The organism is Cryobacterium algoricola (genome assembly GCF_004402485.1).
In the GTDB taxonomy this organism is placed as follows: Bacteria; Actinomycetota; Actinomycetes; order Actinomycetales; family Microbacteriaceae; genus Cryobacterium; species Cryobacterium algoricola.
In genome coordinates this window covers 113,711-139,361 of sequence record NZ_SOFG01000009.1, presented here as the reverse complement: position 1 = coordinate 139,361, position 25,651 = coordinate 113,711, and the positions used below count along the sequence as shown (strand labels likewise).

Annotated in this window: 24 protein-coding genes and 1 tRNA gene; 3 read left to right on the top strand and 22 right to left on the bottom strand. The window is 68.6% G+C overall.

All coding sequences use genetic code 11. The annotated features are described in order from the left end of the window. The first annotated feature begins 26 nt into the window (after window positions 1–26). Window positions 27–593, top strand: a complete 567-nt coding sequence (gene def / locus E3O44_RS05920) for a peptide deformylase (RefSeq protein ID WP_134533469.1) — start codon at window positions 27–29, stop codon at window positions 591–593. 75 nt (window positions 594–668) lie between these two features. Here def and E3O44_RS05915 read toward each other — a convergent pair whose 3' ends face one another. The 17 genes from E3O44_RS05915 to recO all read right to left on the bottom strand — a co-directional run bounded on the left by E3O44_RS05915 (window position 669) and on the right by recO (window position 17,502). After that, window positions 669–974: an AzlD domain-containing protein gene (locus E3O44_RS05915; RefSeq protein ID WP_134533467.1), complete on the bottom strand. Its 306-nt coding sequence runs from the start codon at window positions 972–974 to the stop codon at window positions 669–671. Beyond that, a complete protein-coding gene (locus tag E3O44_RS05910; RefSeq protein WP_134533465.1) occupies window positions 971–1,804 on the bottom strand; it encodes an AzlC family ABC transporter permease in 834 nt (277 codons plus the stop codon). Before E3O44_RS05910 ends, E3O44_RS05915 begins: the two co-directional genes overlap by 4 nt. 3 nt (window positions 1,805–1,807) lie before the next feature. Beyond that, a complete protein-coding gene (locus E3O44_RS05905; RefSeq protein WP_134533463.1) occupies window positions 1,808–2,683 on the bottom strand; it encodes a sensor histidine kinase in 876 nt (291 codons plus the stop codon). A gap of 86 nt (window positions 2,684–2,769) precedes the next feature. Continuing rightward, window positions 2,770–2,842, bottom strand: a tRNA-Asn gene (locus E3O44_RS05900). A gap of 110 nt (window positions 2,843–2,952) precedes the next feature. Beyond that, window positions 2,953–3,960 (bottom strand): D-isomer specific 2-hydroxyacid dehydrogenase family protein, encoded by a 1,008-nt coding sequence (locus tag E3O44_RS05895; protein ID WP_134533461.1) that lies wholly within the window; start codon window positions 3,958–3,960, stop codon window positions 2,953–2,955. Continuing rightward, window positions 3,944–4,786, bottom strand: coding sequence for an ATP-binding cassette domain-containing protein (locus tag E3O44_RS05890; RefSeq protein WP_198415876.1), 843 nt, complete (start codon window positions 4,784–4,786; stop codon window positions 3,944–3,946). Before E3O44_RS05890 ends, E3O44_RS05895 begins: the two co-directional genes overlap by 17 nt. A 5-nt stretch (window positions 4,787–4,791) precedes the next feature. Then, window positions 4,792–6,540, bottom strand: coding sequence for an ABC transporter ATP-binding protein (locus E3O44_RS05885; RefSeq protein ID WP_134533460.1), 1,749 nt, complete (start codon window positions 6,538–6,540; stop codon window positions 4,792–4,794). Beyond that, window positions 6,537–7,652: an ABC transporter permease gene (locus tag E3O44_RS05880; protein WP_134533459.1), complete on the bottom strand. Its 1,116-nt coding sequence runs from the start codon at window positions 7,650–7,652 to the stop codon at window positions 6,537–6,539. The genes E3O44_RS05885 and E3O44_RS05880 overlap by 4 nt, the downstream gene beginning before the upstream one ends. 2 nt (window positions 7,653–7,654) lie before the next feature. Continuing rightward, the gene (locus E3O44_RS05875; protein WP_134533458.1) at window positions 7,655–8,740 is read right to left on the bottom strand and encodes an ABC transporter permease; all 1,086 of its coding nucleotides are present in this window, start codon (window positions 8,738–8,740) and stop codon (window positions 7,655–7,657) included. 85 nt (window positions 8,741–8,825) lie between these two features. Next, entirely contained in the window at window positions 8,826–10,454 is a 1,629-nt protein-coding gene (locus tag E3O44_RS05870; RefSeq protein WP_134533457.1) for an ABC transporter substrate-binding protein, read from the bottom strand. Window positions 10,455–10,610: 156 nt separating this feature from the next. Next, entirely contained in the window at window positions 10,611–12,479 is a 1,869-nt protein-coding gene (dnaG, locus tag E3O44_RS05865) for a DNA primase (protein ID WP_134533456.1), read from the bottom strand. A gap of 58 nt (window positions 12,480–12,537) precedes the next feature. After that, window positions 12,538–13,785, bottom strand: a complete 1,248-nt coding sequence (locus E3O44_RS05860; protein WP_134533455.1) for a deoxyguanosinetriphosphate triphosphohydrolase — start codon at window positions 13,783–13,785, stop codon at window positions 12,538–12,540. After that, window positions 13,778–14,965 carry a tRNA dihydrouridine synthase DusB gene (gene dusB, locus E3O44_RS05855; RefSeq protein ID WP_134533454.1) on the bottom strand — a complete coding sequence of 396 codons (1,188 nt, stop codon included), beginning with the start codon at window positions 14,963–14,965 and terminating at the stop codon, window positions 13,778–13,780. The genes E3O44_RS05860 and dusB overlap by 8 nt, the downstream gene beginning before the upstream one ends. A 66-nt stretch (window positions 14,966–15,031) precedes the next feature. Continuing rightward, the gene (locus E3O44_RS19740; protein WP_255454343.1) at window positions 15,032–15,163 is read right to left on the bottom strand and encodes a hypothetical protein; all 132 of its coding nucleotides are present in this window, start codon (window positions 15,161–15,163) and stop codon (window positions 15,032–15,034) included. Continuing rightward, the gene (locus E3O44_RS05850) at window positions 15,163–15,846 is read right to left on the bottom strand and encodes a DsbA family oxidoreductase (protein ID WP_134533453.1); all 684 of its coding nucleotides are present in this window, start codon (window positions 15,844–15,846) and stop codon (window positions 15,163–15,165) included. Before E3O44_RS05850 ends, E3O44_RS19740 begins: the two co-directional genes overlap by 1 nt. A 103-nt stretch (window positions 15,847–15,949) precedes the next feature. After that, entirely contained in the window at window positions 15,950–16,783 is an 834-nt protein-coding gene (locus E3O44_RS05845) for an isoprenyl transferase (RefSeq protein ID WP_134533452.1), read from the bottom strand. Then, window positions 16,780–17,502 carry a DNA repair protein RecO gene (gene recO / locus E3O44_RS05840; RefSeq protein WP_134533451.1) on the bottom strand — a complete coding sequence of 241 codons (723 nt, stop codon included), beginning with the start codon at window positions 17,500–17,502 and terminating at the stop codon, window positions 16,780–16,782. Before recO ends, E3O44_RS05845 begins: the two co-directional genes overlap by 4 nt. Before the next feature lie 138 nt (window positions 17,503–17,640). Between recO and E3O44_RS05835 the strand changes: the two genes are divergently transcribed. Both E3O44_RS05835 and E3O44_RS05830 read left to right on the top strand, forming a co-directional pair. Beyond that, window positions 17,641–18,339 (top strand): trimeric intracellular cation channel family protein, encoded by a 699-nt coding sequence (locus E3O44_RS05835; protein WP_134533450.1) that lies wholly within the window; start codon window positions 17,641–17,643, stop codon window positions 18,337–18,339. A 127-nt stretch (window positions 18,340–18,466) separates the two neighbouring features. After that, window positions 18,467–19,216 (top strand): hypothetical protein, encoded by a 750-nt coding sequence (locus E3O44_RS05830; protein WP_134533449.1) that lies wholly within the window; start codon window positions 18,467–18,469, stop codon window positions 19,214–19,216. A 197-nt stretch (window positions 19,217–19,413) separates the two neighbouring features. On the opposite strand, the gene leuA is transcribed toward E3O44_RS05830, so the two are convergent. From leuA to E3O44_RS05805, 5 genes are all read right to left on the bottom strand, one after another. After that, a complete protein-coding gene (leuA, locus tag E3O44_RS05825; RefSeq protein ID WP_134533447.1) occupies window positions 19,414–21,186 on the bottom strand; it encodes a 2-isopropylmalate synthase in 1,773 nt (590 codons plus the stop codon). A gap of 223 nt (window positions 21,187–21,409) precedes the next feature. Further along, window positions 21,410–22,819, bottom strand: a complete 1,410-nt coding sequence (locus E3O44_RS05820; protein ID WP_134533445.1) for an ABC transporter permease — start codon at window positions 22,817–22,819, stop codon at window positions 21,410–21,412. Next, complete coding sequence (locus tag E3O44_RS05815) at window positions 22,816–23,577, bottom strand: ABC transporter ATP-binding protein (RefSeq protein WP_134533443.1); 762 nt, start codon at window positions 23,575–23,577, stop codon at window positions 22,816–22,818. The genes E3O44_RS05820 and E3O44_RS05815 overlap by 4 nt, the downstream gene beginning before the upstream one ends. A 101-nt stretch (window positions 23,578–23,678) precedes the next feature. Beyond that, window positions 23,679–24,371 (bottom strand): response regulator, encoded by a 693-nt coding sequence (locus tag E3O44_RS05810; RefSeq protein WP_134533441.1) that lies wholly within the window; start codon window positions 24,369–24,371, stop codon window positions 23,679–23,681. Beyond that, complete coding sequence (locus E3O44_RS05805; protein ID WP_134533439.1) at window positions 24,368–25,633, bottom strand: sensor histidine kinase; 1,266 nt, start codon at window positions 25,631–25,633, stop codon at window positions 24,368–24,370. The genes E3O44_RS05810 and E3O44_RS05805 overlap by 4 nt, the downstream gene beginning before the upstream one ends. Window positions 25,634–25,651 lie beyond the last annotated feature (18 nt).

The following is a 25,651-nucleotide window of genomic DNA, read 5'->3' as shown; positions in this document are numbered from 1 at the left end:
ACGGAACAGCCCGATATCCTTGCTGAATGGCCGTTCGCTCAATTGTTATTTTCGGGGACCCCGTCCTCCACACCCCCGCCAAGCCCGTCGAGACCTTCGACCAGGAGCTGCGCGATCTCGTTCAGGACATGTTCGAGACGATGGACGCGGCCCCCGGGGTCGGCCTCGCCGGCCCGCAAGTCGGCATCCCGCTGCGCCTGTTCACCTACGGCTATCTCGACGACGACAACCGGCAGTGGCGCGGAGTCGCGATCAACCCCGAGCTCTGGATCACGCCGGTCCCTGCCGGAGAGGCCGACGAGGACGAGGACGTCGAGGGATGCCTGTCGTACCCGGGCGAGCGCTTCCCGCTGCTCCGTTCCCCCCGGGCGATCCTCCGGGCCGTGGACCTCGACCAGAACCCGTTCGAAATCCATGCGGACGGCTGGCTCGCGCGGATCTTCCAGCATGAATACGACCACCTCGACGGCACGGTGTACGTCGATCGGCTCGAGCACTTCTACGCGAAGATCGCCACGAAGGTCACCCGCAAGCGCGGCTGGGGCGGTCCCGGCCTCGACTGGATGCCGGGCGTCGACAACCTCGACGAGTAGTACCGCTTCGCGGATCTTTCCGGTCGAGAGTGACCGGCGCAACGGCAACTCTCGACCGGAACGGTATCGGTCGATTCAGGTGAGGGCTCGAAGGCCTGCTGCGACGAGCGCGGCGGCGATCACGACGACGATGAAGGGCGCCCGGAGCGCGAACAGGACGACCGCGACGAGAACCGCGGGAACCCGGGCGTCCAGGGTGATCCCGTGTCCCGAGCCGAGCGTCTGCACCGCGATCAGTGCCGCGAGCAGGGCGACGGTGACGAGTTCGCTGATTCTCGCCGGAGCGGGCTTCGTGAGCACCGCAGCCGGGACGAGGTAGCCGGCGAGCTTGAGCACCACACAGGCGATGGATGCCACGATCACGATCTGCCAGAGCGTCACGTGCCACTCCCCCGCGTCGGAGTGCCGGGCAGCGTGCCGGGCTGCGTGCCGCGCTGTGCGCCGGCGCGAGGTCCTGCCCAGTCGAACCAGCCGACGACGACGGCGACGAGCGCCGCCGCAAGCACGGGCAGCCCCGGCGCGAGAACGGGCGTCAGGGCCGTGGCCACCACGAAGGCCGCCACGGCGACGACGAGGGCCTGCCGTCGCTTCAGGCGTGGCCAGAGCAGTCCGACGAAGGCGGCGGCCGCAGCGGCATCGAGACCGTACGCCCGGGTATCGCCGAGGGTGTTGCCGATCAGCCCGCCGACGAAGGTCGTCAGGTTCCAGCCGGCGAACACGATGAGGCCGGTCACCCAGAATCCGCGCCGACTCGACCGCGGTGTCGGCTGCGCGAGCGCGACCGCCGTCGACTCGTCGATCGTGATCCAGGCCGCCGCGATCCGGCGCAGCCAGCCCCGGCCGACGATGGGCGCCGTGCGGATCCCGTAGAGCCCGTTCCTGGTGCCGAGCAGCGCTGCGCCGGCGATCGCCGACGGGCCCGAAGCGACCCCGCCGGCCGCGAGCACGCCGATCAGGGCGAACTGGGATCCACCGGAGAACATCACGAGGCTGAGGAACGCCGTCTGCCAGAGCGTGAGGCCGGAGGCGACGGAGAGCGCCCCGAAGGAGAGCCCGTATGCGGCCGTCGCGACGCCGACGGCGATTCCCTCGCGAGTCGCGACCCGGTCGAGCGCCCGGGCGGCGGCTTCCTGAGCCGCGGCGTCCTGAGCCGCGGTGTCCTCGGCGTCGCCGCCGTCGCCGCCGTCAGGGGCAGGGACCTGGGCGGTCATCCGCTATCGGGAGAGGTTCACGCCGTGCACACCGTTGTGGTAGCGCAAGGACGGGAAGACGGCGGACACGGAGAAACCGACACCGGGAACGGTGCCCGCCGTGAAGGTGCCGCCGAAGAGCTGTGCGCGCTCGCGCATCTGGGTGATGCCCGCACCGGACACGCTCTCGCTGAGCGCGTGCAGGTCGTCGTCGATCGTGTACCGGGTGGCCGCGGCGATCTCGTCGGGGTCTGAACTCACCCGGCGGGCGGCCGCACGGATGCCGTCATCGTCGACGAGGAGCTGCAGGCCGTCCCTGGTCCAGGCGAAGGAGACGCTCGCGGACGTGCCGCGGCCGCCGTGCGTGAGGGCATTGGCGAGTGCACCCTGCAGGATCCGGAAGATCGCGAGTTCGGCACCCGGCTTGAGCGGGAAACGGTCCCCGGATTCGGCGAAACTCACCTCGAGGCCGGCGTCGCGCATCACCCGAAACAGGTTCCGCGCGGACTGCAGCCCCGGCTGGGGCGTGTCGACGGCCTCGCCCTCGCGCACGATCGTGAGCACCCTGCGCATGTCGGCGAGGGCGACCCTGCCGTCCTCGACGAGGGCCGTCGCGACCCGGACCGCGCTCGCAGGGTCGTTCTCCGCCGTGTACCGGGCGCCCTCTGCCTGGGTGATCAACCGGGAGACGTTCAGCACCGCGCCGTCCTGAAGCTCCCGGATGATGCCGAGGCGGCCGTTCTGTTCCGCGAGGGACAGTTCGAGGTCGATGCGCATCCGCTCGGCCGCCGTACGGTCGAAGGTGATGCGGCGTAGGCGTACCGCCGTGACGACCCAGAGGGTGAGCACGATCGCGGAGACGACGGCGAGCACGCCGGCTGCGAGAGGCCAGAACTCCACGGTGTCGCCCTTCCAGAACTTCCAGACGAAAAGAGAAAAGAAAAATAGAAAAGGCCACCCGGGGTGGAGCCCTGAGTGGCCTTTCGCTCCCCGACTTGGACTCGAACCAAGAACCGTCGCATTAACAGTGCGATGCTCTGCCAATTGAGCTATCGAGGAAAAGCTGGAACAGCGTTTCCGCTTGAACAGCGTTATTACTTTACCAAGAATCGGCCGTTCGCCAAATCGAGGCCGGGAAGCGGTCGCCTCCCGGCGTTCCGGCTACCGGCTCAGTACCCGCGCTGCGGGTCCACGACGCCAACGAAACGCCCGTCGCCGAGGAACGCGAGCACGTTGAGCCGGATCCGCTCGGCGAGGAGCGGCGCGGTCATCTCGGGCGTGTCCGCGGAGTGCGGCGTGATCAGGCAGCGCGGCTCCGTCCAGAGCGGATGCCCGTCCGGCAGTGGCTCTGGGTCCGTCACGTCGAGTGCCGCGCCGGCAATGCTCCCGGCGGCGAGGGCCGCGACGAGGGCATCGGTGTCGATGAGCGGGCCACGCCCGACGTTGACGAGGTTGGCGTTGCGGTTCATCAGGGCGAACTCCGGTGCCCCGATCAGATGCCGGGTGTCCGCGGTGAGCGCGGCGGCGACCACAACGACGTCGGCATCGGGAAGGACCTCGTGCAGGGCGCTCGTCTGCACGGTGCGCGCCGCCCCGGCCACCGGCTCGGCGGAGCGGCGCACGACCGTAACCGTGGTACCGAAGGGTTCGAGCAGCCGGATGAGTTCGAGGGCGATGCCTCCCGCGCCGATAATCACGACGTGGCGCCCGTAGAGGGACCGGCCTTCCGGCAGGGTGCTCCAGCTCACGGCCCGCGCCCGCTTGGGCAGCACACGCAGCAGCGCGAACGTAAGCGTGAAGGCGTGCTCGGCGACGGGCTGGGCGTATGCGCCCTTCGCGCTGGTCCAGAGCAGGCCGGGCCGGTCCTGCTCGGCGAGGAGGTCGCTGAACGCGTCGACGCCGGCCCAGGGCAACTGGACCCAGCCGATGCCGGGGTTGTCGTCGAGGGCGGCGCGCAGCTCCTCCGCCCGGCCGTAGGAGAGCCAGATGAGACCGCGGGTCGCCTCCGAGAGCGGTGCCAGGACTCCCCCGGCCGCCTGCACCGCCCAGGTCGCGGTGTCCGCGGGGTGCGGAAGGATGGCGATCGGCCCGCTCGGCGGCCGCTGTGCGACCGGAACGGGCGTGACCGTGCCGGCCAGGACGGCCTCGTGTTGGGCCGGCTCAGGAATCGCTGTCATGCTGTCCGTCCTTGGTGAGTGCCGCCGCAAGGTCTGCGACGTAGGGATGCCACGGGTCGGCGAAGACCTCATCGATCGTGCCGAGGCCTACGAGAACGCCCTGGTGCAGCACGGCGATCCGGTCGGCCACCCGCCGGAGAACGGCGAGGTCCGAGCTGATCACGACGGCCGCGAAGGCGCGTTCGCGCTGCAGCTCGCCGATCAGGTCGACAACGGCGTCCCGAACGGTGACGTCGACGCCGGCGAGCGGCTCGTCCGCGATCAGGAGGGCCGGGCCGAGCACGAGCGAGCGGGCGAGTGCGACGCGTTGCCGCTGCCCGCTGCTGAGCTCGTACGGGTATTTCGTGAGCAGGGTGAGCGGCAGGCGCACGGCATCCACCATGGTCGCCACGAGCGTACTGAGGGCCCCGGGCTGGTACCGGGCGTCGCGTTCGAGCACGGGCTCAGCGACGAGTTCGCCGACGGTGAGCGTCGCAGGAAGCGTCTGGCCGGCGTCCTGGGCCAGCATCCCGACCTCGAGGGTCAGCCGGGCGAGCTTGCGGCGGCTGATGCCCCGCAGCCGCAGCCCGAGCACGGTCGCCTCGCCGCCGGTGATCTGCGGCCGCACGTCGGTGCTGCCGGCCGACCCCCCGGTCCCGGAGAGCACCCTGGCGAGGGTGCTCTTGCCGGAACCGCTCTCGCCGAGCACCCCGAGCACCTCGCCCGGGTTGACCCGGAGGGTGATCCCGCGCAGGGCGGAGTAGGAGTCGCTCGCGCCATGGGCCGGATAGGAGACGGACAGGTCATCCATCGCGATGGGAAAGGTCCATGCCGCGCCGCGAGTCATACTTCCTATCCTGCCGTACGCAGCTCCCGCAGCTTCTCACGGCGTTCGGCCTGTTCCACCGGGTCAGGGACGGGCAGGGAGGCGAGCAGGCGCTGGGTGTACGGATCCTTCGGATCGCCGAGCACCTCCGCGCTCGTTCCTTCCTCGACGAGCTTGCCGTGGTAAAGCACCGCGATGCGGTCGGCGAGGATGTCCACGACGGCGAGGTCATGGCTGATGAAGAGCGCCGCGAAACCGAATTCCCGCTGGAGTTCTGCGAAGAGCTCCAGGACCCGGGCCTGTACGGAGACATCGAGCGCCGAGGTGGGCTCGTCGGCGATCAGCAGGCTGGGTTCGAGCGCGAGTGCCCGCGCGAGGCTCGCGCGCTGGCGCTGGCCGCCGCTCAACTCGTGCGGGTACCGGTCGCCGTAGCTGCGCGGCAGCTGCACGGCCTCGAGCAGCTCGTCGACCCTCGCCCGCGCCGCGGCCGGGTTCTTCGCCCGGCCGTGAACGATCAGGGGCTCAGCGACGCAGTCGGCGATGGTCAGCAGCGGGTTGAAGCTCGATGCCGGGTCCTGGAAGACGAAGCCGATGTCGCTGCGGAGCTTCTTGAAGGCGCGCTCCTTGAAGCCGTTCATCTGGTGACCGTGCACGGTCAGGGAACCGTCTGTCACCCGGGTGAGGCCGGCGATGGCGCGGCCGATCGTGGTCTTGCCGCTTCCGCTCTCGCCGACGAGGCCGAGGACTTCGCCAGGGCGGATGCTGAAACTCACGCCGTCGACGGCGGTGAAGCCGCCTCGGCCGAGTCGTCCGGGATATTCGATCCGCAGGTCCTCGGCGACGACGACGGGCGTCCCCGCTGCCCAGTCCGGCTTCCGTGCGGCCGCGCGGTCGGCGGCGTGCACGACACCCTGGCCGAGGTGTGGCACGGCGGCGAGGAGTTTCTTCGTGTAGTCGTTCTGGGGGGACGCGAAGAGGGTGCGCGCATCCGCTTCTTCGACGACCTTGCCCTGGTACATCACCGCGACCCGGTCTGCGAGGTCGGCGACGACACCCATGTTGTGGGTGATCAGCACGATGGCCGTGCCGAAGTCGTCGCGGCAGCGGCGGAGCAGGTCGAGGATCTCGGCCTGCACGGTGACGTCGAGCGCGGTGGTCGGCTCGTCGGCGACGATCAGGCCGGGGTCGAGGACGAGGGCCATGGCGATCACGACGCGCTGCTTCTGGCCCCCGGAGAACTGGTGCGGGAAGTAGTTGACCCGGATTTCGGGGTCGGGGATGCCGACCCTCCCGAGGATCTCGATGGCCTTCTTCTTCGCCTCGGCGCGGCCGACCTGGCCGTGGGCCCTGATGCCCTCCATAATCTGCCAGCCGACGGTGTAGACGGGGTTGAGCGCAGTCGACGGCTCCTGGAAGACCATGGAGACGTCGGTGCCGCGGAGCTGGCGGAGCTTCTGCTTGCCGACGGAGATCACGTTGTTCGTGCTCGAGCCGTCCTTGCTGCTCAGGAACACGGCCCCCGACGATGTCGCGGTCTCGGGAAGCAGGCCGAGGATGGTCTTGGCGGTGACGGTCTTGCCGCTGCCGCTCTCACCGACGATCGCGAGCACCTCGCCGGGAGCGACCCGGAGGCTGACGCCGGCGACGGCGCGCACCGCGCCGGCATCGGTCGCGAAGGTCACGCTGAGGTCGGTGATGCTGAGCACGTCGGAGCTGCGCGCGGTGCCGGACACCCGGCCGGCCGGCTCGGGGGCGGTCGTGAATGCCTCGGTCATGACCGGTCCTCGAATCCTTCGTCTGTGAAGCTGTCTATGTCAGCGTCGATCCCGTCGGCGCCGCCCTCGAGGCCGTCGAGGCCGCCAGGGCCGCCCGTCAGCGTGCCGCCCGGTACGACGGAGGTCGCGGCGACGACGGAGACGACCTTGCCGACCGAGCGGCGACCGCGGAGGCGCGGGTCGGCGAGGTCGTTGAGGCTCTCGCCGACGAGAGTGATGCCGAGCACGACGAGCACGATTGCGAGCCCGGGGAACAGCGAGGTCCACCAGATGCCGCTCGTGACGTCCGAGAGGGCCTTGTTCAGGTCGTAGCCCCACTCGGCCGCTGCGCTCGGTTCGATCCCGAAACCGAGGAAGCCGAGTCCGGCGAGGGTGAGGATCGCCTCGGAGGAATTCAGGGTGAAGATGAGCGGGAGGGTACGCGTGGCGTTCCGGAGCACGTGCCGGAACATGATCCGCCCGTTGCTCGCGCCGAGGACCCGGGCGGACTCGACGTAGGCCTCCGCCTTGATCCGAACGGTCTCCGCGCGGATCACCCGGAAGTATTGCGGGATGAACACGACGGTGATCGAGATGGCTGCCGCGAAGACGCCGCCGACCAGGTCGGACTTGCCGCCGGAGATCACGATCGACATCACGATCGCGAGCAGCAGCGAGGGAAATGCGTAGACGGCGTCACAGATGACGACGAGGATCCGGTCGAGCCAGCCGCCGAAGTAGCCGGAGACGAGGCCGAGGAACACTCCGGCGAAGATGGAGAGCAGGACCGCGACGACGATGACGAACAACGCGGTCTGGGCGCCCCAGAGTACGCGGGACAGCACGTCGTAGCCGCCGACGGTGGTTCCGAGGAGGTGGGCGCCGCCCGGGGGCACCTGCGCGCCGAACGGACCGTTCGCGTCTCGCAGCTGGCTGAAGCCGTACGGCGAGATCAGCGGGGCGAAAATGGCGGTGAGCACGAACAGGCCGGTGATGACGAGGCCGGTGACGAGCATCCCGCGCTGCAGGCCCATGCTCTGCTTCACCTGGTGCACGACGGGGAGCCGGTTCCAGAGTGCCGAGAGGCCGCCGCGACGGACGGGGGCGATGGTGGTGTCTGGTGCGTGGCTCATGGTCAGTACCTCACCCTCGGGTCGATGATCGCGGCGATGATGTCCACGATGAAGTTCGACAACGCCACGATCACGGCGAGCAGGGCGACGATGCCCTGCACGGCGACGAAGTCACGCGCCTTGAGGAATTCGGAGAGCATGAAGCCGAGGCCCTTCCATTCGAAGGTCGTCTCGGTCAGCACGGCGCCGCCGAGGAGGAGGGCGATCTGGAGGCCGATCACGGTGATGATCGGGATCAGGGCCGGACGGTATGCGTGCTTGGAGACGAGCCGGAACTCGCTCACCCCCCGCGACCGGGCGGCATCCACGTAGTCGGTGCCGAGGGTGCCGATGACGTTGGTGCGCACGAGCCGGAGGAAGACGCCGGCGGTGAGCAGGCCGAGGGCGATCGCCGGGAGCACGGCGTGGGCGAGCACGTCCATCAGCACGGCGGGGTTGCCCGTCATGATCGCGTCGATCGTGTAGATGCCGGTCTTGTTCGGCAGGAACTGCATCTGCAGCTCGGATCCGGTGGTCGCCCGACCTGCGACCGGCAGGACCTTGAACCAGACCGAGAAGACCAGTTTCAGCAGCAGGCCGGAGAAGAAGACCGGAGTGGCGTAGCAGAGGATCGCGAAGATGCGGAGGGAGGCGTCCTGGCCCTTGTCACGGAAGTACGCCGCGACCATCCCGAGTGGAATGCCCACGATGAAGGCGACCACGAGTGCGTAGAACGCGAGCTCGGCCGTGGCGACTCCATAAGTGAGGAGCACGTCGACGACCGGCTTGTTCGTGCTGATCGTGGTGCCGAAGTTGCCGGTGAAGATCTGACCGAGGTACTCGAAGTACTGGATCAGGATCGGCCGGTCGTAGCCGGCCGCGTGGATGCGTTCAGCGAGCTGGTCGGCGGTGAGGCGGCCGCCGAGGGCGGCCGTGATCGGGTCGCCGGTCGCGCGCATCAGCCAGAAGACCATGGAGACGAGGATGAAGATCGTCGGGAAGATGAGCAGGAAGCGGACCGCGATATAGCGACCGATCCCCCCGCCTGGGGAGGTCCGTTTGCGCCGGGTGACCTGGGGGGCCGTCGGGCGCGCTGCCACTGTTGTCATCACTGCCTATCGATCGAGAATGGGAAAGGGGCACCCAGCTTCACGGCTGAATGCCCCCGGTTACACCTGGTGAAACAAGCCGAACTTAGCCCTTCTTCAGCGCCGCGTAGCGGAACTTGAAGGATGCGTCGAGCGTATCTTTGGTGCCGGTGACGGTGCTACCGGTCACGGCGACCTGGGCGCCCTGGAGGAGGGGCAGGGTCGACAGCTGGGCGGCCACCTTGTCCTGGATCTCCTCAATGAGCTTGGTGCGGGCGGCCTTGTCCGTCGTGACGGCCTGGGTCTTGATCAGGTCGTTCACTGCGGCGTCGCTGTAGTGGTTTCCGACGAAGTTGCCATCGGCGAAGAACGGCGTCAGGTAGTTGTCGGCGTCCGAGTAGTCCGGGTACCAGCCGAGCTGGTAAGCGGGGTAGGCGTCCTTCACGCGCTCCTTGGAGTACGTGACGTACTCCGTCGAAGCCAGGTTGACCGTGAAGAGGCCGGATGCGTCCAGCTGGTCCTTGACGAGCGCGTATTCATCGCTCGAGCCGGGTCCGTAGTGGTCGGTGTTGTACTGCAGGTTGAGGGCGACGGGGCTCGTGATGCCTGCGGCCTCGAGGGTTGCCTTGGCCTTGGCCTTGTCTGGTCCTCCGTTGCCGTCGCCGTAGAGGCCCTTGAGGGACTCGGTGGCACCGGTCATGCCGGCCGGAACGTAGGAGTAGAGCGGCGTGTACGTGCCCTTGTAGACCTGCTTGGCGATCTCGGCACGGTCGACGAGGTCGGCGACGGCCTGGCGGACGGCGAGCGACTTGGCCGGGTCGGCCTCGGGCGTCTTGGCGCCGAACGGCTGGGTGTCGAAGTTGAAGACGATGTAGCGGATCTCTCCACCGGGTCCGTCGACGACCTTGACCTTGTCGTTGCCGCGCAGGTCATCGATGTCCGTCGAGGACAGGCTGCGGAAGGCGACGTCGATATTGCCTTCCTGCACGTCGAGCTTGAGGTTCGACGCGTCGGCGTAGTACTTGACATTGACGACATCCGTCTTCGCCGGGCCGAGGTTGCCCTTGTAGTCCTTGTTGGCCTTGTAGCCGATGAGGTTGTTGAAGTCGTAGCTCGTGATGACGTACTGGCCGGCGAAGGCGTTCGCCTTCACGATGTCGGCGTCGGGCGTGATCGCGGTCGCGGAGAAGGACTCCTCGTCGACGATGACACCGGCGGGGCTCGACAGGATCTGCGGGAAGACCTGGTCGTTCGCGGCCTTGAGGGTGAAGACAACGGTGGTGTCGTCGACGGCCTTGACGCTGTCGAGGTTGTAGAGCAGGGTCGACGGGCCGTTGGCGTCCTTGATTTTCAGCTGGCGGTCGAAGCTGAACTTCACGTCGGAGGACGTGAGCTTGTGGCCGTTCGCGAAGACGAGGTCGGGCTTGAGCGTGACCGTGTATTCGGTCGGGCTCGTGAACTCGGCCTTGCTCGCGATGTCCGGCGTCACGTCGGCGGTGCCGTATGCGCTGTTCATCAGGAACGGGAAGACCTGGTTCATCACGGCGAAGGAGCCGTTGTCGTACGAGCCGGCCGGGTCAAGGGTCGTGACCTTGTCGGTCGTGCCGATCAGGAGGGTGCCCCCGGCGGTCGCGGTGGTGCCGCCTGCCGAGCAGCCGGCGAGGACGAGCGCGGAAGCGGCGACGAGCGCCAGTCCCCCGATCAGCCTGGTGCGCCTGGTGGGTGAATATGCCATGTGCGTGAGCCTCTTTCTCTCGAAATGCGGCAGAGGCGGCATGCGAGGGAGCCGCACCTCTGCATTGCTGTATCGAAAGGAATATCACGAAAAACGCAGTTTGCCCGAATTCTCGCCAGAATATTTACCTACCTGCAACACGCGAGGTCTCCTCAGTTACTCGTCCCGCAGGTTGCGCCGCTCGAGTTCGACGCGCATGAGTTCGCGTTGCAGTGCCGTGTACGGCACCCGGTCGGTGGGGTCCGCGCGTTGCAGGCGGCCGAGCAACTCGGCCTTCTGGCGGAGGAAGTCCCGATCGATGAGGGCGATGGTGATGTCGCGCACGTATCGTTCGACCTCGCGTTCGGTGCGCTCGGGGAGCGGCGCCATCGCCAGGTCGGTGACCAGGTTCTGCAGGGGAAGCGGCACGTCCGCGACCACGCGCTCGATCCAGTCGGGTGCCGAGAGGGTGTCCAGGTTCGCGGCGATGGCGTCGCGAACGACGGCGAGGGACTGATGGGCGAAAGCGGTCTGCACGGCCCGTTGCAGCAGTTCGACGCCGACGAGGGCCGGACGCTGGAGCATGGCCATCAGCCCGTCGCGTTCCAGTCGGGTGATCGGGTCCGTGGGCAGTTCGACCATCGAGAAGGGGCGTTCGCGCACGGGCTCGTCGCTCTCGCCGCCTCGGCCGGTGGCGGATGTCCCCGGTGCGGTGCGTGAGCGGGTGAGCGCGGCCGAGACGGCCCGGCCGACCTCGCCGAGCTCCATGCCGAGCATGCGGGCTAGCTCGTGGGTATACCCGGGCCGGAGGGCGGGGTCGCGAATGTCGCTCACGAGCGGGGCTGCCGCCCGCAGGGCGGAGACACGTCCTTCGACGGTCTCGAGGTTGTACTGGGACAGGAGCTGCCGGATCATGAACTCGAACATCGGCTTCTTCGATTCGATCAGCCGTTGCACGGCCCCGTCGCCCTTGTGCAGGCGGAGGTCGCAGGGGTCGAAACCGTCTGGGGCGACGGCGACGAAGGTCTGCGCGGAGAAGCGCTGCTCCTCGCTGAACGCGCGGACGGCGGCCTTCTGGCCCGCGGCATCCGGGTCGAAGGTGAAGACGACCTCGCCCACGCCGCTGTCGTCGCCGAGGACCCGGCGGAGCACCTTGATGTGGTCGACGCCGAACGACGTGCCGCAGGTCGCGACCGCGGTCGTCACCCCGGCCAGATGGCACGCCATCACGTCGGTGTAGCCCTCGACGACGACGACCTGGTGGCTGCGGGAGATATCGCGCTTGGCGAGGTCGAGGCCGTAGAGCACCTGGGCCTTGTGGTAGATCGGGGTTTCCGGCGTGTTGAGGTACTTCGGGCCCTTGTCGTCGTCGAGGAGCTTGCGCGCCCCGAAGCCGATGGTCTGCCCGGTGATGTCGCGGATGGGCCAGACCAGCCGGCCGCGGAAGCGGTCGTAGATGCCGCTGGAACCTTCCCGGCTGGAGACCAGTCCGGCGAGGGTCAGCTCCTCGTCGGAGTAGCCGCGGCCACGCAGGTGTCTGGTGAGTTCGTCCCAGCTCTTCGGTGCGAAGCCGATCCCGAACCGGGTCGCGGCGTGCGCGTCGAAGCCGCGTTCGCCGAGGAACGTACGACCGACGGCGGCACCGGCACTGCCGAGTTGCTCGACGAAGAACTCGGCTGCGGCCTGGTTGGCCGCGTAGAGGCGGGCCCGGTTGGTGTGGTCCGGCGCATCGGCCCCGCCGCCCTCGTAGTGCAGTTCGAGGCCCACCCGGCCCGCGAGCCGTTCGACGGCCTCGCTGAAGGTGACGTGGTCCATCTTCTGCAGGAAGGAGTAGACGTCGCCGCTCTCGCCGCAGCCGAAGCAGTGGTAGAAGCCGACCTGCGGGCGCACGTGGAAGCTCGGGGTGCGTTCGTCGTGGAAGGGGCACAACCCCTTCAGGGAGCCGACGCCTGCCGACTTGAGGCTGACGTAGTCGCCGACGATATCGGCGATATTGGTTCGGGCCTTGACCTCTTCAATGTCGCTTTGTCGAATCAGGCCTGCCATAGCTGAATGTTATCCCGCCGCACGTCCGACTTCGGCACGGGCCGGGTTCTGCACAGGCTCAGTTCTGGATGAGGCGCTCGTACCAGGCGAGCGCGGACTGGTCGGTGAGGCTCGCGACCTGGTCGACGACGACCCGCTTGCGGGCGGCATCGTCCGCGGCGGCGTGGAAGTCTTCCTTCGAGCCGGCGTCGAGGTGTTCGTCTCCGGTGGCGAGCAGCCGGTCGGCGAGCAGGGTCAGCACCTGGCGCTGCTGCTGGTAGATCGGCTGCCGGGTGTTCTTCGACATGACGAAGGCCGCGACGACGCCCTTGAGCACGGCGATCTCGGCTGCGACATTCGGCGGCACCACGACGTGGGCGCCGAACCGCGCGATGCGGTCGGCCGGGTAGGCCTGGCGGGTGGCGTACACGGCCGCTCCGGAGAACCGGCCGATGAGCTGGCTCGTCAGGTTCTTCAGCCTGCCCTGGTCGCGGCGGCCTGCCGTCCAGCCGCGCAGCCACGAGTCGAGGGCGCCGAGGCGATCGTATGCCGCAGCGAGGTCAGCGTGGGAGACGGCTCCGCCGATCCAGGCGTGCATCGACGAGACGAGTTCGGTGCTCGCGCGGCCGTTCAGGGCGGCGAGGTCGAGGTAGCCGTTGACGACGGCGTCCTCGAAATCGTGCACGGAGTATGCGATGTCGTCGGAGAGGTCCATGACCTCGGCTTCGATGCACAGCATCCGGTCTGGCGCACCGGTGCGCATCCATTCGAAGGCGGGCAGGTCGTCCGGGTAGTAGCCGAACTTGGCGCGTCCGCTCGGGTCGGACACGGATTCCCCGGCGGGCCACGGGTACTTGCAGCTCGCGTCGAGGCTCGCCCGGGTGAGGTTGAGTCCGTAGCTGTGGCCATCCGGTCCGAAGACCTTCGGCTCGAGGCGGGTGAGCAGGCGCAACGTCTGGGCGTTGCCTTCGAACCCGCCGATGTCGAGGGACCAGGCGTTGAGTGCCTTCTCGCCGTTGTGACCGAAGGGAGGATGCCCGATGTCGTGGGCGAGGCAGGCCGTGTCGACGACGTCGGGGTCGAGGCCGAGACGCTGGGCGAGTTCACGACCGATCTGGGCGACCTCGAGGGAATGGGTGAGCCGGTTCCTGGCGAAGTCGAGCCCCGCGGTCGGACTCAGCACCTGGGTCTTGGCCGCCAGGCGGCGGAGGGCGCTCGAGTGCAGCAGCCGGGCGCGGTCGCGCGCGAAGTCGCTGCGCCGTGAGCTGTGTTCCTCCGGGAAGTAGCGTTCCTCGTCGAAGCTCGTGTACCCCGATTGGTTAGCCACCGCTGGTGTCCCCTTCGCCCTCGGTGAGCCTGGCGCGTTCGGAGCCGACGAGTTCCTGCGACTCGAGCCAATGCTCGGGCAGGCTGGTCTTCTTCGGGCTGCCTGCCCGGCCGCGCGGACCCTCCGCACCGATGCCCGGGTATTCCTGGGTCGGGTCGAGGGTGCCGAGCAGGTCGTCGAGCTGGGCGAGGGAGACGACGGAGGCGAGGCTCGCCCTCAGTTCGCCGCCGACCGAGTAGCCCTTGAAGTACCAGGCGACGTGCTTGCGCACGTCGCGGCACGCGCGTTCTTCGCTGTCGAAGAACTCGGTGAGCAGCTCCGTGTGCCGACGGAAGGTGTCGGCCACGACTCCGAGGTTCGGCTGGATGAGCGCGGCGCCGGTGCCCTCCGCGGGACCGAAGGCCGCGGCGAGGTCGCCGAACAGCCACGGTCGGCCGAGGCAGCCGCGGCCGACGACGACGCCGTCGCAGCCGGTCTCGGCGACCATCCGAACCGCGTCCTGCGCGGACCAGATGTCGCCGTTGCCGAGCACGGGGATGCTGGTGATCGCCTGCTTGAGGGTGGCGATGGCCGACCAGTCGGCCTGGCCGGAGTAGTAGTCGGAGGCCGTGCGCGCGTGCAGGGCGATGGCCGAGACGCCCGCGCCTTCCGCGGCCCTGGCCGCCTCGAGGTAGGTGAGGTGGTCGGAGTCGATGCCCTTGCGCATCTTGATCGTGACCGGAACGGCCCCTGCCGCGTTCACGGCGGCTTCGACGATGCTCCGGAACAGACCGAGCTTCCACGGCAGCGCCGCACCGCCGCCCTTGCGGGTCACCTTGGGGACCGGGCAGCCGAAGTTGAGGTCGATGTGGTCTGCACGATCCTCGGAGACGAGCATGGTGACGGCCTCGCCGATAGTTTTCGGGTCGACGCCGTACAGCTGGATGGAGCGGGTCGTCTCGCTCTCGTGGTGGTCGATCAGTCGCATCGAACCGGGAGTGCGCTCGACGAGGGCGCGTGAGGTGATCATCTCGCTGACATAGAGGCCGGCCCCGAATTCCCGGCAGAGCCTGCGGAACGCGGTGTTGGTGATGCCGGCCATCGGTGCGAGGACGACGGGCACGTCGAGTGTGAGCGGGCCGATCCGCAGCGCGGGGACCGCCGCAGGGTCCGTGCGCGAAGCCGTGAGTGCAGGAGTCATTGGGTCAATTCTCCCAGATGCGGGGGGCGGTGCTGACCCGTGCCAGCGTCCTGTGCCGATCGAGGCCTAGATTCCGCAGGAATCGCCCTCGCAGCTCCCGGCGCCCGTCTGGCCGAGGAGCTGAATGAAGGGGGTGACGCCGGGTGCCGGAACGGCTGTGGAAACGGAAGCAGCGGGGACGACGATGGGATCGGCCATCAGCGGTTCTCTGCCGATGCCGGGGTAGCCGCTCCGGCCTCGTCCTGGTCGGCCTGGGCCTGGCGGAGGGCACCGGCGAAGGCCTCGGGTTCCTGCGCCCCCGAGATGCCGTATTTTCCGTCGATCACGAAGAACGGGACGCCCTGGATGCCGTAGGCGTTCGCCTGGGCGACGTCGGCCTTCACGTCTGCGAGGTAGTCGTGCGCGGTCAACGCGCGGACGACATCCGCCCGGTCGAGCCCGATCTCGGCAGCGAGGTCCGCGAGGTCCTCGATGCGACCGACGTGCCTTCCATCGACGAAGTAGGCCTTGAGCAGGCGTTCCTTCATGTCGAGCTGGCGGCCGTGCGCCTTAGCGTAGTGCAGCAGCTCGTGGGAGATGACGGTGTTGGTCTGGTGCACGGAGTCGTAGTCGTAGTGCAGGCCGACGCTCTCGGCGATGCCGGTGACCCGGGCGAGCATCTCGGTGACCTGGGCGACGGGGAGACCCTTGCGCTCACTCAGGTAGTCGACCGGGCTGCCGGCGAAGTCAACCGGGGTATCGGGGGCCAGTTCGAAGCTGTGGTACTCGACCTCGACGTCCCCGTCGAAGAGGGCAGCCCCCGCCTCGAACTTGCGCTTGCCGATGTAGCACCAGGGGCACTGCACGTCTGACCAGATGTCGACCTTGATAGTTTCGCTCACACCCGATCCAAGCCGCGGCTCCCCCGGTCTATTCCCGCAGGTCCCGTGAGGTGGCGCATATCGACGATAAACGAACGTCGATTCGCGACACCTCAGGGAGGTGTCAGGCGCTCGGGGTGTCGACGGCCCCGCCGTAGCGGCGATTGCGGGCGGCGTAGAGCTCGATGGCGTGCCACAGTTCCGCCCTGCCGAAGTCCGGCCAGAGGGTATCGAGGAAGACCATCTCGGCGTACGCGCTCTGCCAGAGCAGGAAGTTGCTCGTGCGCTGCTCCCCCGAGCTCCGCACGAAGAGGTCGACGTCCGGGAGGTCTGCCGTGTAGAGCTGGCGCTGGATCGCCTTTTCGGTGATGCCGGAGGGCTTCAACCGGCCCGCGGCGACATCCTCGGCCAGCGCGCGGACGGCATCCGTGATCTCGGTGCGGCCGCCGTAGTTGACACACATCGTCAGGGTGAGCCCGGTGTTTCCCGCGGTGAGACGCTCGGCGTATTGCAGTTCGTTGATGACGGATGCCCACAGTCGCGGCTTGCGGCCCGCCCAGTGCACGCGCACGCCCCAGTCGTTGAGCTGGTCGCGGCGCCGGTGCAGCACGTCGCGGTTGAAGCCCATCAGGAAGCGGACCTCGTCAGGGGAACGTTTCCAGTTCTCGGTCGAGAAGGCGTACACGCTCAGGTGCTTGACGCCGATCTGGATGGCGCCGGCGACCACGTCGAGGAGCGCGGCCTCGCCGGCCTTGTGGCCTTCGACGCGCGGGAGCCCCCGGGCGTTCGCCCAGCGGCCGTTGCCGTCCATGACGATCGCGACGTGCTCGGGCACGACCTTCGCAGGGAGTGCCGGCGGGTACTGGCCGGTCCAGTCGAGCGGCCGGAACGGCACCGCGTCCTTGTGCGTGAACGGCTTCGGGGCGAACGGGTTCAGCGAGCTGGGCTTCGGGGTCATCGGCTGACGTGCTCCAAGGATCGGAGGCCCCGGCCGAGGTGCCACTGCGTATACGCGGCGACGACTCCGTTGGCCTGGTTCCTGGTCTGCTCTGGCATGGATTCGGCCTGGTCCCAGTCCCCGGCGAGCAGGGAGCCGAGGAGCAGGATGGTCGCCTTGTCGAGCCGGGGCGAACCGGGGGCGGCGCAGTCGTCGCAGACGATTCCGCCGACCTGGACGACGAGGGCGGAGTGCTCGCCGATCGCGCCGCAGCGCGCGCAGCCCTGGAAACTCGGCGCCCAGCCGGCCATCGACAGGGCACGCAGCAGGTAGGAGTCGAGCGTCAGGCTCGCGCCGTGTTCCTTCCGGGACAGCGAGCGCAGCGCCCCGACCAGGAGCAGGTACTGCTGTAGGGACCCTTCGGCCTCCGTGAGCTTGTCCGCGGTCTCGACCATGGCACTCGCCGCCGTATAGCTGGCGTAGTCACCGGAGATCAGGGCGCCGTACGAGCCGATCGACTCCGCCTGGGTGACGATGTCGAGACTGCGGCCCTCGTAGAGCTGCACGTCCGCGACCATGAACGGCTCGAGCCGGGCCCCGAACTTGGAGGCCGTGCGGCGGACGCCCTTGGCGACGGCACGCACCTTGCCGTGCTGGCGGGTGAGCATGGTGACGATCCGGTCGGCTTCACCCAGTTTGTGGGTGCGCAGCACGACGGCTTCATCACGGTAAACAGGCACGTCCTATTCTCCCACCCGAGCGGGCGTTGCGGGTCCGGTTCCGTCCGACTCGCCGGTCGTACCGTTTCCCGCCCGCACACGTCCGCACACGACGAGTCGACGGTCAGGAAACCCTGCGGCGGGTGGTTTCATTGGAGGGTGCCTCCCACCCTGTTCACGATCCCGCTCTGGATCGACCTGACTGCCGTTGCGATCGGCGCGATCCAGGGGGCGATGTTCGCCGGACGGTTCAAGGATCGCCGATTCGACCTGCTCGGCATCGCCATCATCGGCGTCACTGTCGGCCTCGGCGGAGGACTCCTGCGCGACATCCTGCTCGGCGGAGTGCCCGCTGCCCTGCAGAGCAACTGGTACCTTCCGATCGCGGGCGGATCCGCCCTTCTGGGCATGCTGCTGCAGAGCCTCTTCAACCGCCTCGGCCCGTTCATCGTCGGACTGGACGCCGTGACGATCGGCCTCTTCGCCGCCCTCGGGACGAGCAAGGCGCTCGCGCAAGGCCTCCCGGAGATTCCGTCCCTGTTCGTGGGGGTCATCACGGCGGTCGGCGGCTCGGCACTCCGCGACATGATGCTCAATGTCCCGATCGCGGTCATGCACGTCGGTTCGTTCTACGCCATGGCCGCCGGATTCGGCAGCGCCCTTCTCGTCGTGCTTTTCGAGCTGCACGTGGACATCACGATCGCCGCGATCACCTGTGTGATCGTGACCACGGTCATGCGGATCCTCGCGGCACGATACGGCTGGAGCCTGCCGGAACAGCGTGCGATCGGCAGCTGGCCGCGCTGGCGGCGTCGCGTGCGCCCCGCAACGCTCCGCCGCCGTCGCACCCACGACTGACACTCCCGCCCCTCCCGCCTCCCCTCGGCCTCCCCTCGGAGGGGCTGAAATCGGCGGGGATTCCCTCTCGCATTTGTGGGCGCGCGGGGCGACACTAGTGAGAAGAACTCACCTGTCTGGAGGATCCATGAATATGCTGAAGGGCAACTCGCCCGATCCGATGCCGGTACCCAGCCTGATGCCGGTCCTGTCCCGCGGCAAACACCGCACGCCGCGCTCCGGAGCCTGCTTCATGGAGTTCGCGTCCTACCTCGCAGGCGAGGCCTGGAGTGACCATCCGGCGTGCACGCACCCACTGGTCGCCTCGCTCGCCCGCATGGTCAACGACTGCACTTCGGACAGTTCACGTACCCGTCTGGTCCCCCTGATCCCGTCCGTCATCGGCCTCACGGGCGACAACCCCCGGGTTCGGCTGCTGATCGCGGTCAGGGCCGCGACCGCGGCGCTTCCGGTGAGCAGTGCGGATCACCAGCGCGCACTCGCGGTCGGGATCCTCAATTGTGAACGCCAGCTGGAAGGGCTCGACGGCGAGTTGCCCGACGGCCTCGCGGCACGCATCCGCACGGCGTTCGACACGGCGCCGGAGACGGAACGGTGGGCCCGCGAGTTCATCGCCTCGATGGGAGCGTGGTCGCGCACCAAGTTCACCGATCGCACCGCGGAGACGATCATCCGGGTATCGGTCCAAGGCATTGCGGAAGCATGCACCCCGAATCCCGATGACCGGCTGTTCGAGTTGCTCTCCGGGGTGATCGAGGACGCCACTCGAGTGCTCGCTCCGGTCGAGCCGGTCGAGACTCCGTCCGAGTCGGTCGTGCTCGCGGACGACGCGCGAGGAGCTGACGCCCGTCCCGCCCGGATGCGCGTGCGCGGTTGACCGCACGCCGTTCGCGGCTCGTGGCCTCTGCGAGCCGGCGCGGTCGGCACACCGGCGAGAGCCGCGCCTGACCGAAGCCCACGCATATTCGAGATCCACATCGGGGCGATCCGCCGTGCGGCGGATCGCCCCGATGTGTATCCCCGCGGATCGGCATCCTCAGGAAGGCGGTCGTCTTCCCCTGGTCGAGCCGGTTCCTAGGCCGGAACACCTGCCAGGGCGAGGTCGCCCGCCGCCGCACGGATGCCGCGGTTGACCGCAGAGACGACGGCCTTCAGCGAGGCCGTCGAGATGTCGGCATCAATGCCGACGCCCCAATAGCGTCGCCCGTTGACGTCGAGTTCGACGTAGGACGCGGCCAGGGCGTCGCCGCCGGCGGACATGGCGTGTTCGACGTAGTCGTAGAGGGTGATCGCGATGCCGCGCTCGGCCATGATGCCGAGGAACGCCGCGATCGGACCGTTGCCTGCGCCCTCGACGCGCGCGACCCCGTCGTCGTCCCGAAGGTCGACGGTGAGGTCGACGCGGCCGCCCAGGTCGCTCGAGGTCCGCGTGGAGAACAGTTCGAACCGGCCCCACTTGTCGTCGGGGTGCCCGCTGGAGCTCGGCAGGTACTCGTCGTTGAAGATGTCCCAGATCTGTTCGCTCGTGACCTCGCCGCCCTCGGCGTCCGTCTTGGACTGGACGACCCCGGAGAACTCGATCTGGAGTTTGCGGGGCAGGTCGAGGGAGTGGTCGGTCTTGAGCAGGTAGGCCACGCCGCCCTTGCCGGACTGCGAGTTGACCCGGATCACGGCTTCATAGCTGCGGCCGAGGTCCTTCGGGTCGACGGGCAGGTAGGGAACCGCCCACTGGAGTTCGTCGACGGACCGGCCCTGCTCTGCGGCATCGGCCGCCATGGCTTCGAAGCCCTTCTTGATGGCGTCCTGGTGCGAGCCGCTGAAGGCGGTGAAGACGAGGTCGCCTGCCCAGGGGCTGCGTTCGGGAACGGGCAACTGGTTGCAGTATTCGGCGGTGCGCTTGACCTCGTCGATGTTGCCGAAGTCGATCTGCGGGTCGATGCCCTGGGTGAACAGGTTGATGCCCAGGGCGACGAGGTCGACGTTGCCGGTCCGTTCGCCGTTGCCGAAGAGGCAGCCTTCGATCCGGTCTGCGCCGGCGAGGTAGCCGAGCTCCGCCGCCGCGATCGCGGTGCCGCGGTCGTTGTGCGGGTGCAGAGAGATCAGGAGGTTCTCACGCTGGTCGAGGTGCCGGGACATCCACTCGATCGAGTCCGCGTAGACGTTGGGGGTGGCCATTTCGACGGTCGCGGGAAGGTTGATGATGACCTTCCGCTCCGGGGTCGGCTCGAGGACAGCGATGACCTGGTTGCAGACATCCACGGCGAACTCGAGCTCGGTGCCGGTGTAGCTCTCCGGGGAGTACTCGTAGTAGATCGTCGTGCCGGGAACGGTCGCTTCGAGCGCGCGGCAGGTGCGTGCGCCGAAGAGGGCGATGTCGATGATGCCCTGCTTGTCCTCGCGGAACACCACCTCGCGCTGCAGCACGCTCGTCGAGTTGTAGAGGTGCACGATGGCCTGCTTGGCGCCGGAGATCGATTCGTAGGTGCGCCGGATCAGGTGTTCCCTGGCCTGGGTGAGCACCTGGATCGTGACGTCGTCCGGGATGGCGTCCTCGTCGATGAGGCTCCGCACGAAGTCGAAGTCGGTCTGGCTCGCCGAGGGGAAGCCGACCTCGATCTCCTTGTAGCCCATGCGCACGAGCATGTCGAACATGATGCGCTTGCGCTCCGGGCTCATCGGGTCGATCAGCGCCTGGTTGCCGTCGCGCAGGTCGACGGCGCACCAGCGCGGCGCGACCTCGATGTGCTTCGAGGGCCAGGTGCGATCGGGCAGGTCGACCGCGAACTGCTCGTGGTACGGACGGTACTTGTGGATCGGCATCGTCGATGCGGACTGGTTGTTTCTCATGGTCGTGAACTCCTCGCTGGGGTTGGGATAGCCAACAACAAACGCCGCGACGAGGGAGGCCTCAGATTAGGACTCGTCGCGGCAGCGAAGGAGGAGCTGACCGAACAACACAAGGGAATGCTAACACCGATTCCGGCCGGCATCCTGAAAGAAGCCTCAACCGACAGACGACGGATGCCGCACGCGCGACGCGCGCGCGACATCCGTCTCTGCAGCACCGGCCTCAAGCGGCGGCGAGGGCCGCGACCGGCGGTATGGACACCGCCCGACGGGTGGGGAGGATCGTCGCGCCGACGGCGAGAACGGCGGTGCCGGCCACGCACAGGGCGACAAGCACCCAGGGAATCGACGGCGCCACCAGGCCCGCATGCGTGACGGAGCCGAACAGCGATTGCGCCGCCGCCCAGCCGTATGCGACTCCGAGCACGAGGCCGAGCGCGACGGCCGCGACGGTCATCTGCACGCTCTCGGCGAGGATCATCCCGCGCACCTGTCTTCCGGTGAAGCCGAGGGCCCGGAGCAAGCCGATCTCGCGGGAGCGCTGCAGCACGCTCAGCGCCAGGTTATTGACCATGCCGATCGCGGCGATCAGGGCGCTGAAGCCGACGAGCACCGAGATCACGGCAAGGCTGGTCGACAGGGTCTCCGAGATGGCCGCGCGGTAAGCCGGGTCGTCCATCATCGGCTGCATCATCGTTTCGAAGGTCGAGCCTGCGACTGCGAACATGGTGATGAGCGTCACCCCGATGACAAGTCCGATGGTGGTGCGGGCGGAACGCTCCGGGTGCTGCCTGGCATTGGCGACGGCCAGTCTGGCCGACGCGCTGCCGCCCAGGATCGCACCGACCAGGCTCAGCATCGGGGGCATGATCAGGTGCGACCCGAGCACAAGGCCGGTGAACGAGAGCAGCCCGCCGACGAGTCCGAGCAGGACACCGTATTCGGTGACCTGCCCGACCCACACTCCCCCGGCGAGGAACAAAACGCCTGTGGCCATCAGCACGATCGCGAACACGTTGCGGACCGGGCGCCTGGTGGACTCCTCGAGCGAGCGCTCCTGTGCCGCGCCGACGGCCTGCATCGGGCTGACGGCGAGCACCCGGCGGGATCCGACCCACGCCGCACACCAGGTGGACAGCACGACGATCACGACGGGCAACGCGAGCAAGGGCTCGATGAGGCGGTAGCCGAGATCGGGGAGGAGCCCGGCGGCGAAGGCAAGCCGCACCCCGGCGAAGCTCAGCAGGATGCCGGCGGCGGCACCCGTGACGGCCCCGATGGACCCCACCCTGAGCCCGTCGAGGGCCACGGCGCGGCGCTGGTCGCCAGCACTCGACCCGATCAGACGCATGAGCGCGATCGTGCGGGTTCGACCGGCGATGACGGTCGCCACCGTGTTCGTGGTCACGATCGCACTCACGTAGACGGCGATCGTGATGAACAGGAATGCGACGATCGACAGTGCGGCCCGGACCGCGGACAGCCGGGACAGATCATTTCCGGTGATGACCGTGGCGAGCACGCTCGTCGCTTCCAGGAGCACGACCCCGAATGCCGAGGCGAGCGCAGCCACGAGCAGGCTTGCCCCACGGCCGGCGTGGCCGGTGGCGCTGGCGGTTTCGCTGCCGCTCATGCGTGCTGCTCCATGCCGAGCATGATGCCGGAGATCTCTTCCGCGGTGGACCGTTCCCGGTCCTCGACGACCTTGCCGTCCGCGAGAAACAGGATGCGGTCGGCGAAGCTGGCCGCGATGGGATCGTGGGTGACCATGGCGATGCTCTGGCCATAGCCGGTGCTCGCCGCCTTGAGCAGGGTGAGCACTTCGCGCCCACTCCGCGAGTCGAGGTTCCCCGTGGGTTCGTCGGCGAAGACCAGCTCAGGCCGGGTGGCCAGGGCGCGCGCGATGGCCACCCGCTGTTGCTGGCCACCGGATAATTCGTGCGGACGGTGCCGGAGCCGGTCGCCCAGACCGAGGGAGTCGGTGAGCTGGTCGATCCAGTCCTTCTCCGCCGTATCCGGCCGCCGTCCGTCGAGGGCGAACGGCAGAGTGATGTTGCCCCGCACGTCCAGGGTCGGGACGAGGTTGAACGACTGGAAGATGAAGCCGATCCGCCGGCAGCGCAGCACCGTCAGGTCAGAATCATTCAGGCCGGTGATCTCGGTGTCACCGAGCCATGCGCGTCCGGTGCTGGCCTCGTCCAGCCCGGCCATGATGTGCATCAGGGTGGACTTGCCGGAGCCGCTCGGCCCCATGATCGCCGTGAACTGGCCGCGACGGATGCCGATGGACACGTCGTCGAGCGCCGTCACCGAGGTGGTGGCCGACCCGTAGGTCTTGCTGAGGTGGGTGACTCTGGCCGCGAGGCCGAGTTCGGTCGATGTGATTTCCATGTCTCAACGGTAGGAATCGCGCTCCCCCCTCCGCGTCGGGCGGCAGGGGCATCCGGGACGCCCAGGGGATGATTACCGGCCGGACCGGGTCATCCTTCCGGCTACTCCGTGAGGCCGTGCTGGAAGGCGTACACGACGAGCTGCACCCGGTCGCGAAGGATGAGCTTCGACAGGATCCGGCTGATGTGCGTCTTGACGGTGGCCTCGCTGAGGAATTCCCGCGCCGCGATCTCGGCGTTGCTGAGGCCCAGCGCGGCGAGGGCGAAGATGTCGCGCTCGCGGCTGGTCAGGGCTCCGAAGGCTTCCGGCTCCACGGGGAGCGCGGGGGCGGGCGTGTCGAAGTGGGCGAAGAGTTCCCGGGTCGCCGACGCGGCGATGACGGCGTTGCCGGCGTGCACCGTCCGGATCGCGGCCAGCAGGAACTCCGGATCCGCATCCTTGAGCAGGAAACCGCTCGCCCCGCCGCGGATCGCCCGGCTCGCGCTCTCGTCGAGTTCGAAGGTCGTGAGGACGATGATGCGGGGAGGCGGTGACCCTGCCGACTCTGCCGCGGCGACGATGGCGATCGTGGCGTCGATGCCGTCCATTCCCGGCATCCGGATGTCCATCAGGATCACGTCCGGCCCGACCGCCGAGGCCATGGCGACGCCGGCGGAGCCGCTGCCCGCTTCTCCGACGAATTCGAGGTCCGGCTGCGAGGACACCAGCATCCGGATCCCGGCACGGAACAGCGCCTGGTCGTCGACGAGGGCGACGCGGATGCGCGGGGCATCCGCCGCCGCGACCTCGCTCATGCGCGCACGCCCGGTGCCCGTGCGGGGAGCACGGCCGCGTTGACCGTGATGGCCGGCAGGTGCGCCGCGACCCGGAAGTATCCGCCCAGGGGCTCGGCGGTCAGCGCACCGCCGGCGAGGAGCGCACGTTCCCGCATGCCGGGCAGGCCGTGGCCGGTTCCCGCCGCCGTGGCGGGCGTCACCGGGAACCTGAGGGCATTGTCGATCGTCACCGCGACCCAGTCAGCGGTCCAGTCCAGGCGGAGGGTCACCCCACGACCGGTGTCCCCGTGCCGGAGGGCGTTCGTGAGGGCCTCCTGCACGATCCGGTAGACCGCGAGCTGGGCGCCCGAGCCGAGGATCGCCGGCGCGCCGGTCGTCGTCCACTCGATGTCGAGTCCCGTGCCGCGCATCTGTTCCACGAGCCGGTCGAGGTCGGCGAGCACGGGTTGTGGTCCGGTGACCACGTCCTGGCGCAGCCGGGCGAGCAGGATCCGGACGTCTCCGAGGGCCTCGCGCGCCGTGGTGGAGATCGTGGTGAGGGCCTCGTCGACGGCTTCGGGGTTCTGTGCGCGCGCGTAGCGGGCTCCGTCGGCCTGGGCGATCACGACGGCGAGCGAGTGCGCGACGACGTCGTGCATGTCCCTGGCGATGCGGTTGCGCTCTTGCTCGACGACCACCTCGCGCTGGGCGGCGCGTTGTTCTTCAACGGCCCGGTATTGGGTGAACCTGCTGTCCCTGGCATTCCGCCGGCTGCGGGTCAGCAGGCCCAGGGTCCAGGACAGGCCGAGCACGGCGAGGCTGACGATGGACAGCATCGCCGTCGACCAGACGAGGGCGCCGATGTCCCCCTGGGCGATCGCCGTGCCGAGGTGGCCGACACCGCGTTGGCCGACTGCGAGGTAGACCCCCGCGACCAGGGCGCCGACGCCGACCGAGATCAGGCCGGCCCTGCGCGTGGCGGGTCCGGCATAGGCCGCCGTGACGTAGAGCACGGCCAGGATCGCAACGTCGCCGCCGAGCACGGGCTCGCCGGCCAGCATCTGCACGCTCGCGGCCAGCCACGCGAGGGTCAGGGCCAGGGCCGGCGAGAACCGGCGCACCGCGAGCGCCGCGGTGAGCACGACCAGGACGAGGACGGTCGCGGGGCTGCCCGCATCGACCAGCAGCAGCATGAGGAAGAAGAGGCCGGCGATGACGATGTCGAGGGCAAGCGACCGACGGGGGATGTCGCGGACCCAGCGGTACCGTGGGGAACGCGTGGACACTCCCGGCTCGACCATCCTCCCAGCGTACGGCCC

Excerpts from the sequence above, each read along its gene's own strand:
- E3O44_RS05885 (WP_134533460.1), bottom strand. The coding sequence starts at position 6,540 with ATGACCGAGGCATTCACGACCGCCCCCGAGCCGGCCGGCCGGGTGTCC.
- leuA (WP_134533447.1), bottom strand. The coding sequence starts at position 21,186 with ATGAGAAACAACCAGTCCGCATCGACGATGCCGATCCACAAGTACCGT.
- E3O44_RS19740 (WP_255454343.1), bottom strand. The coding sequence starts at position 15,163 with ATGGCCGATCCCATCGTCGTCCCCGCTGCTTCCGTTTCCACAGCCGTT.
- E3O44_RS05805 (WP_134533439.1), bottom strand. The coding sequence starts at position 25,633 with ATGGTCGAGCCGGGAGTGTCCACGCGTTCCCCACGGTACCGCTGGGTC.
- E3O44_RS05910 (WP_134533465.1), bottom strand. The coding sequence starts at position 1,804 with ATGACCGCCCAGGTCCCTGCCCCTGACGGCGGCGACGGCGGCGACGCC.
- E3O44_RS05895 (WP_134533461.1), bottom strand. The coding sequence starts at position 3,960 with ATGACAGCGATTCCTGAGCCGGCCCAACACGAGGCCGTCCTGGCCGGC.
- E3O44_RS05815 (WP_134533443.1), bottom strand. The coding sequence starts at position 23,577 with ATGGAAATCACATCGACCGAACTCGGCCTCGCGGCCAGAGTCACCCAC.
- E3O44_RS05870 (WP_134533457.1), bottom strand. The coding sequence starts at position 10,454 with ATGGCATATTCACCCACCAGGCGCACCAGGCTGATCGGGGGACTGGCG.
- E3O44_RS05830 (WP_134533449.1), top strand. The coding sequence starts at position 18,467 with ATGAATATGCTGAAGGGCAACTCGCCCGATCCGATGCCGGTACCCAGC.
- E3O44_RS05810 (WP_134533441.1), bottom strand. The coding sequence starts at position 24,371 with ATGAGCGAGGTCGCGGCGGCGGATGCCCCGCGCATCCGCGTCGCCCTC.
- E3O44_RS05880 (WP_134533459.1), bottom strand. The coding sequence starts at position 7,652 with ATGAGCCACGCACCAGACACCACCATCGCCCCCGTCCGTCGCGGCGGC.
- def (WP_134533469.1), top strand. The coding sequence starts at position 27 with ATGGCCGTTCGCTCAATTGTTATTTTCGGGGACCCCGTCCTCCACACC.
- E3O44_RS05845 (WP_134533452.1), bottom strand. The coding sequence starts at position 16,783 with ATGACCCCGAAGCCCAGCTCGCTGAACCCGTTCGCCCCGAAGCCGTTC.
- E3O44_RS05890 (WP_198415876.1), bottom strand. The coding sequence starts at position 4,786 with ATGACTCGCGGCGCGGCATGGACCTTTCCCATCGCGATGGATGACCTG.
- E3O44_RS05875 (WP_134533458.1), bottom strand. The coding sequence starts at position 8,740 with ATGACAACAGTGGCAGCGCGCCCGACGGCCCCCCAGGTCACCCGGCGC.
- dnaG (WP_134533456.1), bottom strand. The coding sequence starts at position 12,479 with ATGGCAGGCCTGATTCGACAAAGCGACATTGAAGAGGTCAAGGCCCGA.
- dusB (WP_134533454.1), bottom strand. The coding sequence starts at position 14,965 with ATGACTCCTGCACTCACGGCTTCGCGCACGGACCCTGCGGCGGTCCCC.
- E3O44_RS05820 (WP_134533445.1), bottom strand. The coding sequence starts at position 22,819 with ATGAGCGGCAGCGAAACCGCCAGCGCCACCGGCCACGCCGGCCGTGGG.